This window comes from Sporomusa termitida (assembly GCF_007641255.1).
Lineage (GTDB): Bacteria > Bacillota > Negativicutes > Sporomusales > Sporomusaceae > Sporomusa > Sporomusa termitida.
Genome location: NZ_CP036259.1, coordinates 4,753,689 through 4,767,520, shown reverse-complemented (window position 1 = coordinate 4,767,520; position 13,832 = coordinate 4,753,689). Strand labels below are relative to the sequence as shown.

Annotated in this window: 17 protein-coding genes; 11 read left to right on the top strand and 6 right to left on the bottom strand. The window is 45.8% G+C overall.

All coding sequences use genetic code 11. The annotated features are described in order from the left end of the window. Nucleotides 1-20: 20 nt before the first annotated feature. Complete coding sequence (locus SPTER_RS22010) at nt 21-1,757, top strand: SulP family inorganic anion transporter (RefSeq protein ID WP_144352348.1); 1,737 nt, start codon at nt 21-23, stop codon at nt 1,755-1,757. A 48-nt stretch (nt 1,758-1,805) separates the two neighbouring features. Further along, nucleotides 1,806-2,012 carry a hypothetical protein gene (locus SPTER_RS22005; RefSeq protein ID WP_144352347.1) on the top strand — a complete coding sequence of 69 codons (207 nt, stop codon included), beginning with the start codon at nt 1,806-1,808 and terminating at the stop codon, nt 2,010-2,012. Between the two features lie 32 nt (nt 2,013-2,044). On the opposite strand, the gene SPTER_RS22000 is transcribed toward SPTER_RS22005, so the two are convergent. From SPTER_RS22000 to SPTER_RS24925, 5 genes are all read right to left on the bottom strand, one after another. After that, a complete protein-coding gene (locus tag SPTER_RS22000) occupies nt 2,045-2,281 on the bottom strand; it encodes a hypothetical protein (protein WP_144352346.1) in 237 nt (78 codons plus the stop codon). A gap of 157 nt (nt 2,282-2,438) precedes the next feature. Next, nucleotides 2,439-2,582, bottom strand: a complete 144-nt coding sequence (locus tag SPTER_RS24935) for a hypothetical protein (protein ID WP_170233369.1) — start codon at nt 2,580-2,582, stop codon at nt 2,439-2,441. Between the two features lie 111 nt (nt 2,583-2,693). Next, nucleotides 2,694-2,816, bottom strand: a complete 123-nt coding sequence (locus SPTER_RS25745) for a hypothetical protein (RefSeq protein ID WP_281289472.1) — start codon at nt 2,814-2,816, stop codon at nt 2,694-2,696. 40 nt (nt 2,817-2,856) lie between these two features. Continuing rightward, a complete protein-coding gene (locus SPTER_RS24930) occupies nt 2,857-3,003 on the bottom strand; it encodes a hypothetical protein (protein WP_170233368.1) in 147 nt (48 codons plus the stop codon). Nucleotides 3,004-3,294: 291 nt separating this feature from the next. Next, nucleotides 3,295-3,450 carry a hypothetical protein gene (locus SPTER_RS24925; protein WP_170233367.1) on the bottom strand — a complete coding sequence of 52 codons (156 nt, stop codon included), beginning with the start codon at nt 3,448-3,450 and terminating at the stop codon, nt 3,295-3,297. A 281-nt stretch (nt 3,451-3,731) separates the two neighbouring features. On the opposite strand from SPTER_RS24925, the gene SPTER_RS21995 reads away from it, so the two are divergent. From SPTER_RS21995 to SPTER_RS21980, 4 genes are all read left to right on the top strand, one after another. Next, nucleotides 3,732-5,528 (top strand): heme NO-binding domain-containing protein, encoded by a 1,797-nt coding sequence (locus SPTER_RS21995; protein WP_144352345.1) that lies wholly within the window; start codon nt 3,732-3,734, stop codon nt 5,526-5,528. 224 nt (nt 5,529-5,752) lie between these two features. Next, nucleotides 5,753-7,666 carry a sigma-54-dependent Fis family transcriptional regulator gene (locus tag SPTER_RS21990; RefSeq protein ID WP_144352344.1) on the top strand — a complete coding sequence of 638 codons (1,914 nt, stop codon included), beginning with the start codon at nt 5,753-5,755 and terminating at the stop codon, nt 7,664-7,666. 12 nt (nt 7,667-7,678) lie between these two features. Continuing rightward, on the top strand, nt 7,679-8,320 hold the full coding sequence (gene trmB / locus SPTER_RS21985) for a tRNA (guanosine(46)-N7)-methyltransferase TrmB (RefSeq protein WP_144352343.1): 642 nt from the start codon (nt 7,679-7,681) through the stop codon (nt 8,318-8,320). A gap of 86 nt (nt 8,321-8,406) precedes the next feature. After that, nucleotides 8,407-9,594 carry a DUF2935 domain-containing protein gene (locus tag SPTER_RS21980; protein WP_144352342.1) on the top strand — a complete coding sequence of 396 codons (1,188 nt, stop codon included), beginning with the start codon at nt 8,407-8,409 and terminating at the stop codon, nt 9,592-9,594. 63 nt (nt 9,595-9,657) lie between these two features. On the opposite strand, the gene SPTER_RS21975 is transcribed toward SPTER_RS21980, so the two are convergent. Continuing rightward, a complete protein-coding gene (locus SPTER_RS21975) occupies nt 9,658-10,545 on the bottom strand; it encodes a YncE family protein (protein ID WP_144352341.1) in 888 nt (295 codons plus the stop codon). 219 nt (nt 10,546-10,764) lie between these two features. Here SPTER_RS21975 and SPTER_RS21970 point away from each other — a divergent pair, with 219 nt between their 5' ends. The 5 genes from SPTER_RS21970 to SPTER_RS21950 all read left to right on the top strand — a co-directional run bounded on the left by SPTER_RS21970 (nt 10,765) and on the right by SPTER_RS21950 (nt 13,745). Continuing rightward, complete coding sequence (locus SPTER_RS21970) at nt 10,765-11,970, top strand: FtsW/RodA/SpoVE family cell cycle protein (protein ID WP_246105397.1); 1,206 nt, start codon at nt 10,765-10,767, stop codon at nt 11,968-11,970. 156 nt (nt 11,971-12,126) lie between these two features. Beyond that, nucleotides 12,127-12,402, top strand: coding sequence for a PspC domain-containing protein (locus tag SPTER_RS21965; RefSeq protein WP_144352340.1), 276 nt, complete (start codon nt 12,127-12,129; stop codon nt 12,400-12,402). Between the two features lie 116 nt (nt 12,403-12,518). Then, nucleotides 12,519-12,839, top strand: coding sequence for a spore coat associated protein CotJA (locus SPTER_RS21960; protein ID WP_246105396.1), 321 nt, complete (start codon nt 12,519-12,521; stop codon nt 12,837-12,839). Between the two features lie 24 nt (nt 12,840-12,863). Next, a complete protein-coding gene (locus SPTER_RS21955) occupies nt 12,864-13,121 on the top strand; it encodes a spore coat protein CotJB (protein ID WP_144352339.1) in 258 nt (85 codons plus the stop codon). A 24-nt stretch (nt 13,122-13,145) separates the two neighbouring features. Beyond that, entirely contained in the window at nt 13,146-13,745 is a 600-nt protein-coding gene (locus tag SPTER_RS21950; RefSeq protein ID WP_144352338.1) for a manganese catalase family protein, read from the top strand. Nucleotides 13,746-13,832: the final 87 nt, after the last annotated feature.

Genomic DNA, 13,832 nt, shown 5'->3' with positions numbered 1-13,832 from the left:
TTTTCTGAAGGGAATATTACATGTTACGCAGTCTAAAAGTACCACTAAAACGCTACTGTTCCAGGCATTTTCAAAAAGACTTAATGGCCGGCCTTACTGTCGGTGTAATTTCGCTGCCGCTGGCAATGGCTTTTGCGATTGCTGCCGGGGTAAAGCCCGAATATGGGATCTACACGACAATTATTGCGGCTGTACTGGCTTCCCTGTTTGGGGGGAGCCGCTACCAGGTTACAGGACCAACAGGGGCATTTATACCCATACTGCTTTCTATTGTACTGGTCCATGGGTATGAGAATTTGTTGCTGGCCGGCCTGCTGGCAGGTATAATTTTAATTGTTATGGGCCTTCTTAAAATGGGTACGCTCATAAAGTTTATCCCCCGGCCGGTTACTGTCGGGTTTACTGCCGGGATTGCAATTAATATTTTTACAGGACAGATCGCAAATTTCCTTGGTTTGACAGGAATACAAGGCCATGAAGGCTTTATTGACAGTATCCGGGAGATCCTCCTTCATCTTGATACACTTAATCCATACAGTATCTTAACTGCGATAGTCTGCCTGGCGCTTATATTGCTTACACCGCGTTTCCTGCCCAGAATCCCCGGTTCGCTTGTTGGCTTATTAGCCTCAACGGCACTGGCAGCATTCATGTATCCGGGGCAAGTAGCTACTATTGCGACCGCTTTCGGGGGGATTCCAGGCGGGTTGCCGCATTTTGCACTCCCAGCCATTACTGTTGATAAGCTGGAGCAGCTTATCCGGCCGGCCTTTACTATCGCAATGCTGGGAGCTATTGAATCATTGCTTTCGGCTGTTGTGGCCGATGGCATGACCGGAACACGTCATAATAGCAACAGGGAATTAATTGGGCAGGGGATTGCCAATATAGTAACGCCACTCTTTGGCGGTATTCCGGCTACCGGGGCCATTGCCCGGACTGCCACCAATATTAAGAGCGGGGCCGTCACCCGCTATTCGGTTGTAATATCAGCCTTATTCGTATTGGCAACCCTCATTGTCCTAGCCCCTTATGCCGGGGCTATTCCCCTTGCCAGTATGGCACCGGTGCTGATGCTGGTTGCCTATAATATGAGTGAACATCAGGCTTTTTTTGCTATTTTAAAGACCAGATCCAATAGTAGCAGCGTGCTTGTTGTTACGTTTCTGCTTACGGTACTGGCGAATTTGACAGTAGCTGTCGAGGTTGGACTGTTGCTGGCTATGGTTATTTTTGTCAAACGCATGAGCGACATTCTGGTTGTAACCAAAGTTCTCCCTAATCCGGAAAACCACTTATCTAAAGTAGCGGCTCAGTCGCGGCTGGATACCCATGATTGCCCTCAGATCAGCATCTTTAGTATTGAAGGGCCGCTTTTCTTCGGCGCAGCCCAGATGTTCTCCGCGAGTATTATGGATACCATTCAGTATAATCCCAGGATTCTTATTCTTCGCCTTAGTAAGGTGCCGTTTATAGATCTGACAGGTGAGGATCATTTGCGTACCATTGTGGAGAGTTTGCAAAAACGCGGCATCATGGTTTTAATTTCCGGTCTGAATGATCAACCGCAGAAAATTTTGCGCACGACTGGCCTTGCAGAAAGGATTGGCAAAGAGCGGTTTTTTGTGCATACGGAACACGCAATTGCCTATGCGATGCAGCATGCCGATGCCAAGTGCTGTTCGCGTTGCCGTGAGCGGATTTTTGACGGTTGCGATGCTAAAAGTGAGGCTGTAGCAAACGAGGTCCCGGCTTAGAGGGTTCGGATTTGTTTTCACGAATAGTAGGAAAATGGGGGTGAAGATATGTGTGGAATGAATTGGTACCGGGAACAGATGGCGATTGCCGAGGACGATGTACAGCGACTGAGCCAGTTGCTGACTATGATGGAGGATCGGTATAAACTGTCACAACTGGCGCCTGCAGATTTAGAAAAAATTAATCCTATGATCATTAGTGTCTATCAAGAAATTATTTCCCGGAAATCTTTGCTACTGGAAAAATCCCTGTGAGGCTGATGCCTACAGGGATTTTTTTGTTGTTATTATTTTAAAGAATCCTCAAATCCTTCTTCCATGGCCTTGCGGTAAGCTGTTTCATTGGCAGTCGCTTCAGAGATAATTGAGGAATTGATTTCGGCGCGGGACAGGCTATTGTCACCGGCATTGTCGCTAAACTTATCTGTTTCGTTTTCGGGTGCATCATCGACATAACCGGTGGTGGCCAAGATTAATTCGGCATCGGTTACACTGGAAAACATCCCCGGAATAAGTTTTTTCATCCAATCCCTCCTTGCGTTTTAAGGTTACTTATAGTTTCTCCAAAGTTTCAATTTCGATGAAATACTTGAGCAGGATATATAAGGATTTGCAGAGTAATGGCAACTTGTAAAAATAATAATAGAGCGGTTGCAACCGCTCTATTATTATAAAAGGGGATTATTGGGAAGATTTGGTGTTGGTAAGAGATTCTTGTTTTTGAAGGGTATCGCTAGCAGCCGGAGCTTGCTGAGCTGTGGTTTTGTCAGCAGCGGATTGGCCCTGCTTGGCACTAGAGCCGCCTGGTAGATCCTTAAAACCCATTCCACTCACCTCCAGTATCAGCATTCCCCAATTTTGGATAAATATACCACATTAAATAATTTATTTAAAAAATAAAACAGGGTGGAGTAGTTCCCACCCTGATCTATTATATTATTTGCAACTTTTTTCCTGTTTTTTGTTTTCTTTGGCATTTGGGCAAATTTCTTTGCCAAATTCTACATTGGCTTTGCTGCTTTGACAGTTTTTATCGCACAGATCTTGTTTTTTAGACATAATATCACCTCCTCCTTCGATAAATGAGGGGAGGGGTTTTTTAGTCTTCCGTCATTTCATGAATCATGAATTTGGCAGCCTGGTAAATAACTGCGCCGACAGCCACAGCTTTAAGCACCGAAGTTACATCCATATTCATGTCCATATCCATGCCCAGCATTGACCTGCGTTTCTTTTTGTGAAACATATATACCACCTCCTCATTCGATAGTTTAACCAAGGAATTAACGAGCAACTCACAGTAAGAATTGGATAAAAAACCATTAAAAAAGTCGGGATTTAAGAATATAACAGTAAGATAATAATTGCGAGAGGATTTATTTTAGAGCAGGGAGCGGTTAGAATGGTGCCAAAGTTGCAGCTGTTCAGTGTAAGGCGACGACGCTTTAGGCTTGAGTGCCTTTAATTGTAAAAATAGATAAAACCCAGTAAAATAACAAAAAATCCACCCAGTATTGGCGTGGATTTTTTGTTGTTGTTAAAGCTCATCGGCGCAGACTGTTTCGGTACCCTCTACGCATTTGAATTCGGTACAATTTTCACCGCTACCGATGTGGTCAAAGTATTCATTGGTCCCTTTTAAATTTTTGCCGTTCCAAAAGCTGTAAATACTGTTGTTTTCATTATTGGACAAACTATCACCTCCTGCTCATGTTATGGTGTTAGTTTAACCCGAAGCAGGCGGCAAAATGATAAAAGGTCTCAAAGATTTACTATTGGTGGGCTGTGGCTGGTTCATTCATGCCCTGATGTGCTTTAGCTTCAGGTGACTTGCTTAAGATTCTAGGGGGAAAAAGGGCAAAGCCTATAAATATATAGAGGGATTTTTGATTGAGTCGAGAATACAAAGTAGTAATATTGTGGAATGTTTTTCCTCAGCAAAAAAGCGATTTTTATAATACGGAGTGGTGATTTATGAAGGGAACGGTAGTTGGCACATGGGTCAATACAGCCCGCAAGATCTGGGGTGACGCCTTAACCACTGACGCAATGGGGCATGTTGGCTGGCAGCCTGATACAATGTTTATGCCGACCGAAGAGATTGAAGATGCTAAACCTAAGTCTTTTGTTGCTTATTTAGCTGAGCGGACAGGTAAAAGCCAGGAAGAAATCTGGCTTGCTATCGGCAAGGATAATGTCCGGACATTTGCCCAGTCTTACCCGGCTTTCTTCCGTCAAGAGAGTCTGTATTCTTTCTTGCGGTCGATGTACGATGTTCATGTAGTTATGGTAAAGCGGATACCAGGTGCCAAGCCGCCGGAGCTTTTGATTAGTCCGGTGTCAGAATATGAGGCGGTTTTGAGTTATCGTTCCCACCGTGGTATGTTTGGTTATATGAAAGGTCTTTTGGCTGGAACTGCCGATTATTTTAAAGAAGACATTAAAACTGAGATCCTTGAGTCTTCATCAGAGCATCTTAAGATGGTTATTACATTCCCGCAACCGATCACCCATACTGTTGTTTACCGGCTTAATAAAATGCTGTCTTTTGGCATGTGTAAGAGTATTCCCGCTAAAATTGGCATAGTTGTTACTGCGTTTTCACTACTGGCAGACGGATTGCTGGCGGCAGTGAATGTACCTGTGTCATTATGGACAGCCTTCTTACAGGGGGCAGTGGCTGCTGTTGCTGCCGCGCTTCTTCTCAGACCATTGGCGACAATCCGGGAGGAGATCGCCGACATTCACGATCGAAAGTACTTTACTGAGATTAAACTGGAATCAAGTGATGAGTTTGAAGAAATCATGCAAATGCTGGCCCGCTATAAGCAACGTGTTAAGAGTGAGTTCATTGGTTTTAAAGGAATTACCGATGAGATGAATAAATATGGCGATGACTTTAACTCTTTGGCCGGCCGGATGAAAGCTACCTCAGATGAAATATCAGGGGTGGTACATGATGTTGCTACTGCTGCTACTAATCAAGCCATGGAAACAGCGAGTGCTGTAGGTATTTTAAATGGGAATCTTGAAACATTGAGCACGGTGGTAACTGAGCAAAGCCGAAATAAAGAGCAGCTGGAGGCAGCAGTAGCGGAAATTAATAAAGGCTTTGCAGAAGTGCAGGCTTCGACAGCTAAGTTAGAGCACAGCCTTGATAAGTTCGCCGAAGTGAAACGTTCGGCCGAGCACCTGCAGACGCAAGCTACGAAAATTAATGAAATTACCGGCATGGTGGCAGCTATTGCCGGACAAACAAACCTGCTGGCACTTAACGCCGCCATTGAAGCGGCCCGGGCTGGCGAGCAAGGGCGTGGTTTTGCGGTTGTGGCTGAAGAAGTCCGGAAGTTGGCTGAACAGTCGCATCATCACTCTGAAAGTATCTCCAGCGATTTAAAAGTCTTAATGAATATTATTGATCAGGTTGTCCAAATGATTGAGGCTGAATTCGATATCCTTGCTTCTGAAAGCAGGCAATTGAATGCTGTTGTAACAGGCAGTGCCGAGAACGTCGGCTACATTGATATTGTAGCGGTTAACATCGTTGATATGATTACAAAACTTGAACAGGAGATGACAGGCCTTAATCAGGTATATGGTAAAATTGAGTCGTTGGCTGCTATTTCTGAAGAAAACTCAGCTGCCAGTGAGGAGGTTAGTGCCTCAGTGCATGTGTATAACGAAAAGCTACAGGCTATGATGGGGAAAATTACCGAGTTTAAGACTGTTATTCAGCACTTCAGTGAAGATCTCAACACCTACCGTACTTAATCATCAAGTTAGCATCAGGCGGGGATAAAACCCCGCCTGATGTTTGCATAGTTTATTCTTACCAGATTGTTGTTATAAAAATGTGTTTAAGTAGATCGGGATGGAAAGAATAGAATGGAAATGTCATATTTATGTGATAGTATCTTAGATGAATCCAATAAAGAGGTATCTTTGACATTATCAGTTTTATTGGACATTAATAAGACATATATTGGAGGTATATAATGATTCGTGAGCGCCGCAATAAAGCAAAACTTGAACTATATTACAATAAATTTGTTAATGACAGCGTTGTTGACCCTAATGTTCATCCCTGGATTGGTGAGTCCTGGCAGCGCAGCAAAGACCTGGGTGTGGGTCGCGATGTCTTCCATCTGAACATTAAGCTGTCAAGAGAAGAAATCAGCAAACGACGGGAACGTTATACTACGGCCATTGACTTCCTGGATGGATTATATAATGAGATAAAAGAGCATTTTACCAGCTATAACCTAAGTATGTTATTAACGGATCAGGACCTGTATGTCCTAAAAAATTATGCAATGCCATTTTATCAGAAAACTGCCGGGGAGCTTGAGGGTGCCCGTATGCAGGAAGAAGACATTGGTACATCAAGTATTGGTATCGCTTTCCGAAATAAGGTCCCGTTTCTAATGTTTGGCCCCGAGATGTGGATTAAAGACTGTCAAAATGGCGACGCCTGCTCTGCCCCCATCATCGTAGATAACCAAGTGAAATTTGTTGTAACAGTGGTTTCAATCCAGCAGGAGGAACTGCCTTATAGCGCGATGGTGGCCATGGTGCTCAGTATTAAATATGCGATGGAACAGCATTTGGCCATGGTAGCCAGTTTAAATGCCAAGAACACTATCCTGGATGCGGTACCGCTCGCGGTATATCACATTTTACCCGGTGGTGAGGTCGCTTATGCCAATAAGCTTGGTAACAGCAGATTGTTAGGCATTGTACCACCTGGGACCGAAGATAAAAATGAAGGACCAAACCTGAGTGATGTGCTTGTAAACTACCGGCATACACCAATTTATAAAGGGTTTCTCGGGGTTCCTTCTTATAATCGGGAGGTCACCTGGATAACCCCCCGCAAAACTTATGAGGATATTACTACTGTTGTGCCACTTGCCGGCGATGACAGTGAGGTAGAGAGTATTGTAGCTGTATCATTACCTATTGAAGATTTGCGGACCCTGGTTGCCCATACGGCTGGTTACACGGCCCGCTACAGTTTGTCAAGCATGGTAGGAGACAGTCAGGTATTTACTACGATGAAGGATAAGGCCAGCCGTACGGCTAGAAATGACTATCACTTTTTACTGCAAGGCGAATCAGGCACTGGTAAGCAGCGGTTAGCGCACGGGATTCATCAGGCAAGTTCCCGGGCGGCCGGCCCTCTGATCGCTGTTAAATGTGGTGATATGCCGCCGGAAATCCTGGAAGTGGAGTTATTCGGCCGCGGTGGGAACGAGGCTGAGGGGCGTCCGGGTAAATTAGAATTGGCCAGCGGGGGCACGCTATTTCTCGATGAGATCGAGAAGCTGTCTACAGTTTTGCAGGACAAGCTGGCAGAGACCCTCAAAGACGGCAATTTATCACGGTGCGGGGAAAGTGTACAGCGGCCTATTGATGTCAGGGTTATCGCTGCTTGCGATACTGATCTTAAACGCTTGGTTGAAAAAGGTGTGTTTTTTGCCGGATTATATGAACTTATTTCCCGGTCTGTCGTGCGGGTCCCGCCACTAAGGATGCGGCGGGACGATGTGCCTGGTTTGGCTGCGCACATTGTCGAGGAGCTGGCAGCTCTGCATGGATTGCCTGCCAAGCAATTAGCCCCGGAGGCCGCAGCGGTGATTATGGGTTATGACTGGCCTGGCAATATAAAGCAACTGCAGGGAGTAATCGAGCAGGCCTTTTTCCGTACTGCCGGGAATATTATTTCCGCTAATGAGATTACCATGCCCGGCGAGCAGCGTTTAAGCAAAGCCTGGAAGGAAGATAAAGAGGCCTTTGTTGAAGCCTGGAAAGCTGCCGGGGGCAATATCAGCCGCCTGGCTAATATGCTTGATGTCAGTCGGGTCACACTCTATCGCTATATAAAAAAATATGGCTTGGATAAGGAGTAAGGAGGAGCACGTTTGCGACTGAGAAAGAAGCCCTGGGTTGCTGAGGCATTAACAGCGTTCACTAATATCGTACTGCAAAACCCGGGTGAAGAACTTAAGGGTAACTGGGCGGCCTTGTTTGGCAATCATTGGCCAGTGCATGCCGAACTCGGTACTGGCAGAGGCGATTTTATTACCGGGATGGCGGAACGGCATCAGAATTTAATTAACTTTATTGGTGTTGAAGCGCAAAAGGATGTTCTCTATAATGCGGCCCTCAAGACTCGGAAAAAAGAATTAGAGAATGTGCGCCTTATGGTTTTTAATGTGAATGATCTGCTGACTATTTTCGCACCCGGGGAGCTTGACCGGCTGTATATTAATTTCTGCGACCCCTGGCCTAAGAACCGTCACGCCAAACGTCGCCTCACTCATGCCGGTTTTCTGGAAAAATATCGCATTGTTTTAAAAGCTGGCGGTCAGTTGTGGTTTAAAACAGACAACAGACAGCTGTTTGATTTTTCATTAGAACAGTTTAGCCAATTTGGGCTTGCTGTTGATTATATAACCTATGATCTTCATAACAGTAATTTTACTGAAAATATTATGACCGAGTACGAAACCCGGTTCAGCTTGTTAGGGCTGCCTATTTGCCGCTGTATCGCTACTTTTTAAGACTGATACAGACACTAACTGAACACATTACGGCCATACGCGGCATACAATACACTAAAATCCGTTTTTGTTGGGAGTGTGTTGCTATGCCGCGTCGCTCGTCTGGTACAGGCAATGTTCAGCCGGTGCCGCCACTTGATCTTGAAGAAGTCAAGTTCTGGCTGCATATCATGGAAGATCATGCTCTGTTCATAAAGACCGGTCTGCCCTTTGATAAGCCTGATTTGATTGAAGAAGCCAGTAGTTTTGAACGGGAGTTTAAGGCTTTGCGTGGGCGGGCTGAAAAACCTCAGATTGAGAAAAAATTTGCTGAACTTATTACCGACACTATGGCGTCTCTGAAAGAGTTTATTAAGTATAAAACCCTTTTGCTTGGCTTATCGCTGACCAATAAACTGGGCAGCGCGTTACCGCCACTCTTTTTTGACCATATAATTCGCGAAGCCGAATATTTTATGGCTCTTTTAGAGAAAATTCGGGCTGGTAAGAAATTAGCTGTTGTCAAAGCGCTTGAAGCTGATTTCTGGCTGAGAATTATGGCTGAACATACCAAATTTATCGGCAGCAGGCTGGACCCGTCCGAGATCAGCCTGATTGATGTTGTCAGGGGCTATCAAGCCGAATTTGACGACTTGACAATGCAGGGGTGGAACTATGTGAGCTTTTTTGAGCATAAGTCTATTGACTTGCCTGCGTTCAATCGCTTTCTCCAGGATAGTCGTGCGGCAACTGTTCGCCTGCGCGACTTTGAGCAGGCAACTTATGACATGATTATTACCAATAGGCTGCTTAGTGCAATTCCTGCAGTTTTAGCCGACCATGTCCGCCGCGAAACAGATCATTTCCTCCTGGTGCTGGCTATGATGGAAAAAGGCGTAATTAAGATAGAAAAAGACTGTGCCGACGTGAAATATAAGAATCATACCAAATTTGGCATCCTTGTTGATGAAGAAGCTGCCTGCAATATTGGCGAAAGCACAGAGTTTGTAGAACGGGATCAGGTTTCTGAAGAAAATCCTATTGATGATATTGAACTAGATTACACACCCGAAACCGATCGTGAGCATAGTGAGACTGATGCAGACTCCAGCGAGGGCAAGGTAGGCCGGGCCGACGACTTGAGTAGTGAAACAAAAGCCAAATATCAGATTAAAACTGAAATTTTGTCAGACAAAGGGGTAGCGGAGCAGACTAAAACTGAAAAGAATAGTAAAAAAGGCAAGTATAAATGGGGCGAAAACTGGCCGCGCCAGCTAGGAAAACTAAAGATATAATAATTTACTGAAAATAACCCCTCCCGATCTGCGGGAGGGGTTTAGCCTGTATGTAGCGAACTATTAGGGGAGAATAGCAATACTTGACATAAGCTGGCGCTGGGTATTTGTCACTGCCAACAGCTGTCCGCTGGCTAAATCAATCAGGCTGAGATCGGCAAATAAGTTGCTGGTGCCAATTGCCTGGTCCGTGTTAGGAATCAGGTATAAACGGGATAATGATCTCCCGATGGCCAGACGATCAATAATCTGGGCGGTACTCAGGTCAATTACAAAAATAGATGCTCCATCTTCGTTGACAATATACGCAGTCTGATTATCTGGTGCCACGGCGGCATGGCAGGGATAGGCTGCGAGACTGCGGCAGCTGGGACATTGAATAGTCACTACCAGCGGTATACGGCGCTTTTTACTTAAGTTAAACAAAGCCACACCTTCACCGGTAAAAGCTGTGTTTGTAAATGGTACTATCAGGCGGCTGCCGGCTAAAATAATATTTGTAGGAATGCCGGCAATATCATTTTGCCAGGCGATGTTCCCATTAGTGTCCAGTTCCATAATAGTGCCGCCGGCATGATGTTCCCAGGCGGCATAAATTCTCCCGGCATCAGCCGCTAAGCCCACACAGCTTGCCTTAACCGCCGGTGCCCCGAGTGTCTGGCTGGACATTGCCGCCAGATCAAAGCGGTGCAGTGTGCCGCAGGCTTCGGCAAGGTAGGCAGAAGTTAGACTGGTTTCGGCTAAGATAAACTGGGCAGGGTAAGGAATTGTCATTGGCAGGCTATAGAGTGTCTGGTTGATTAAGTTTACTGTCAATATTTCGTTTTTTCCGCTGGTATTGGCACAGGGCAGGTAAGCTTTTGTATAATCGGCAGTTACAGTAAGCTCAGTGGGACTTAATTCCGGGGAAAAGGCCAGTTCAGTCAGGATTTCCCCGCTGGGGCCATCCACAATAATTACGGTATGGGTACTAGCATCAACAGCCAGTAGCTTATATGGTGTTACCCCATGCGATCACCTCATTTTTTGTCCATCGTTTATCGATTTCTTACAGCTCCCGTTTTTTAGCGCTGGGAGTTAAGAGAGTGCAACTTTTCTAAGCTGAGTCTTATTATATACTATGATTTAATGGCTGTTTGGTTAACGTGTTTTTGAAGGGAGTGCCCGTACGTGCGAGCAAAAAAGATTCGAAGGTTTCCCAAACTATGGGTTAGCCCGGCTGAGGCGGTATTTTTTATTGCTGGGATATTATTCCTGATCGGTACGGTGAATGTGTTTAGCGCCAGCTTTGTGCTGGGGGGGCAGTTGTTTCAGGACGGCTACTTTTTTGTTAGCCGGCATTTGCTGTCTTTTGGCGTAGGCTTTGTGGTTATGGTTATAGCTGCCGCCATTGATTACCGCAAGCTAAGCCGCGGTTGGCTGATAGTAGCGATACTTGCAGCCGTTGGCTTACTGCTGGCTGTCCATTTTAATGGAGAGTATGCCAACGGGGCCAGACGCTGGCTTAAGCTTGGCAGCTTTCAGTTTCAGCCTTCCGAGATAGCCAAACTTACGACCATTGTGATTACTGCCGCTTACCTGGGAGCCCGGCTTGACCGGGGATTACCGGTATCTCTATATTCCTGGCCGCTAGGTGTTACACTGGTTATGGGCGTGTTGGTACTTAAACAGCCTGACATGGGTACTGCTGCCGTTATTGTTGGTTTGGGTCTGGTACTGTATGTTTTGGCAGGTATTCCCCGGCAGGAACTTACTTATTTAGGCATGGCAGCCGCTACTATAACCATATATCTAGTATATGCCGCAGCCTACCGGGCTGAACGGATTCTGGCCTGGATTGACCCCTGGGCCTATCAGCAAACATCCGGCTATCAGACGGTACAATCACTTTTGGCGATTGGCTCTGGCGGTTTGTTTGGTTCCGGGCTGGGCATGGGAGCAAGCAAATTTCACTATCTGCCGGAAGCTCATACAGACTTTGCTTTTGCCGTATTGTGCCAGGAAATGGGCTTTGTAGGGGCCGGCCTTGTCTTAATGCTGTTCGGTGCTATCGCTTGGTATGGATTACAGATCGCCCGGCGTGCCCCAGACGGTTATGGTTTTATGCTGGCAGTCGGTGTGACAGCACTGGTGGTAGGGCAGGCTGTTGGCAATATTGCCATGGTATCCGGCGTTTTCCCGGTTACTGGCGTACCCCTTCCGTTTATCAGTTTTGGCGGGACTTCCCTTATTATCAATTGTGCTGCAGTAGGTCTCTTAATTAGTATTGGCCGGAGGGCAAATGCTAAAGCCATTCGCCCGGAGCAGGCCCCGGCGCCCCCTGTTCGTTCAAAGCTAAAGCTGGTTAAAAAAGACAGACGTCCGGGCGGCGCCTAAATATCGTGTTTAAAGGCTTACCTTTACGGTAATAATTACTAATGAAATGATTTTTCTATTCATTAATTTAGTGATGGAATTGTCTGACAAATTTGGCGGCTTGCAAGGGTAAGCCGCCGGTCGTAGCAGGCATTTCTGTAAAGGGGGCCTTTTCTTATGATTTGGCTAATCCGGGCCGGTGCATATCTTTTCAGTGGTTTGACTGTGTGGCAGTTTATTCAGGGTGCTGGTGCACCAGAGTCGGCCGGCATTCATCAGCAACTGGCTCTTGATCAGCAACATGGTATGGTTCTGGGGGTGTGCGCCGGTTTTAGCGCTTATACCGGCTTAGATGTTACGTTAATCCGTCTGGCATGGGCCTTGTCTGTTCTGTATCGTGGAGCCGGCATTGTTTTATACATTCTGGCCTTTCTAATAATGCCTGTTTCCTAATATTGCGGTTGATCCGGCAGGTTTTGGACCTGCCGGATTTTTTTGTGACAATAAGGTGACGTTTTTTGTTAGCTTCACATAAAATACAATAGGTTAATTGAGAGGAGGCTTTCTTTGTGAGAAAAAAGACCCGGAATGAAGTCGATGAAGAACGCGCAAAAGCTAAAGGTATGAAAATGAAGGATGAGCTTCACGATCTGGACGATATGTGTGAGAGCGATGATCTGGTCGAAGATATAGATCATAACATGGATATGTGCGATATGGCAGGTCTAGAATGCAGACCAGACATGGACGGTGATCTGCCGGACTGTATTATGCTGGCTCACTCGTATGTCCCGTGGCAATATTATGAAAAAGCATTTACCCCGTCTGAAGCGCTTGTCAAGGGCACGCTGTTTCCCGAGCTTTGGGGTGCCTACGCAATACCCAAATAGATTAAACATGGAGGTGTAAAGTAAGTGAACTATGATAAACAGCGGGCAATGCTTAGAAAAGTTCAGGAGATGGAGTTTGTAGCTGTTGAACTTAATCTTTATCTTGACACCCATCCCTGTGACCGTGATGCAATTAATGATTTTAACTGTGCTGTAGAAATGTTACAAAAGCATAAGGAAAGATATGAGGCTGAATTTGGACCGCTTCTAAATTTTGGTTTTGGCGGCTTATCCGAGGAACCCTGGCAATGGGTCCAAGGACCATGGCCTTGGGAATTATAATTATGTGATAGGGGAGCAGTGGATATGTGGATATATGAAAAGAAACTGGAACATCCTGTACGCGTCACCTGCCCGGATGTAAAATTTGCCAAAATGGTTATTACTCAGTATGGAGGGCCTGACGGTGAGCTGGGGGCTTCCCTGCGGTATCTGAATCAACGCTATAGTATGCCTACAGATAAAGCAAAAGCTCTATTGACAGATATTGGAACAGAAGAACTGGCTCATATGGAAATGATTGCTGCTATGGTATATAAACTGGTTGACGGTGCAACTTGTGAAGATTTTAAAGCGGCTGGCTGGGAAGGTCAATATGTACAGCATAATCATGGTCTGTTCTGGACCGATGCCAACGGTATACCTTGGTGTGCCTCGTACATTGCCTGTCTTGGTGATCCAATCGCCGACTTAACTGAGGATATGGCCGCAGAACAGAAAGCAAGGGTGACCTACGAGCATCTAATTGCCTGTACGGATGACCCTTGTGTTAAAGATACCCTCCGCTTCTTGTGGCAACGGGAGGTTGTTCATTTCCAGCGGTTTGGCGAGACCTTAAATGATGTGCAGGAATGGATGTGCAAGAGCAAGCATTTGTGGAACGGGCATAAATGTGGCTGTGAATGACACAACCTATGTAACATAAACTATAATTTAACCCTCTGCGAATGGCAGAGGGTTAAATTATAGGGAGAGGGTTGTCAGGCGGACGGT

Bases quoted from the DNA above. Each gene is read 5' to 3' on its own strand.
- SPTER_RS24930 (WP_170233368.1), bottom strand. From the start codon at position 3,003: ATGTTTCACAAAAAGAAACGCAGGTCAATGCTGGGCATGGATATGGAC.
- SPTER_RS22005 (WP_144352347.1), top strand. From the start codon at position 1,806: ATGTGTGGAATGAATTGGTACCGGGAACAGATGGCGATTGCCGAGGAC.
- SPTER_RS22010 (WP_144352348.1), top strand. From the start codon at position 21: ATGTTACGCAGTCTAAAAGTACCACTAAAACGCTACTGTTCCAGGCAT.
- SPTER_RS21965 (WP_144352340.1), top strand. From the start codon at position 12,127: ATGATTTGGCTAATCCGGGCCGGTGCATATCTTTTCAGTGGTTTGACT.
- SPTER_RS21950 (WP_144352338.1), top strand. From the start codon at position 13,146: ATGTGGATATATGAAAAGAAACTGGAACATCCTGTACGCGTCACCTGC.
- SPTER_RS22000 (WP_144352346.1), bottom strand. From the start codon at position 2,281: ATGAAAAAACTTATTCCGGGGATGTTTTCCAGTGTAACCGATGCCGAA.
- SPTER_RS21995 (WP_144352345.1), top strand. From the start codon at position 3,732: ATGAAGGGAACGGTAGTTGGCACATGGGTCAATACAGCCCGCAAGATC.
- SPTER_RS25745 (WP_281289472.1), bottom strand. From the start codon at position 2,816: ATGTCTAAAAAACAAGATCTGTGCGATAAAAACTGTCAAAGCAGCAAA.
- SPTER_RS24935 (WP_170233369.1), bottom strand. From the start codon at position 2,582: ATGGGTTTTAAGGATCTACCAGGCGGCTCTAGTGCCAAGCAGGGCCAA.
- SPTER_RS21990 (WP_144352344.1), top strand. From the start codon at position 5,753: ATGATTCGTGAGCGCCGCAATAAAGCAAAACTTGAACTATATTACAAT.
- SPTER_RS21980 (WP_144352342.1), top strand. From the start codon at position 8,407: ATGCCGCGTCGCTCGTCTGGTACAGGCAATGTTCAGCCGGTGCCGCCA.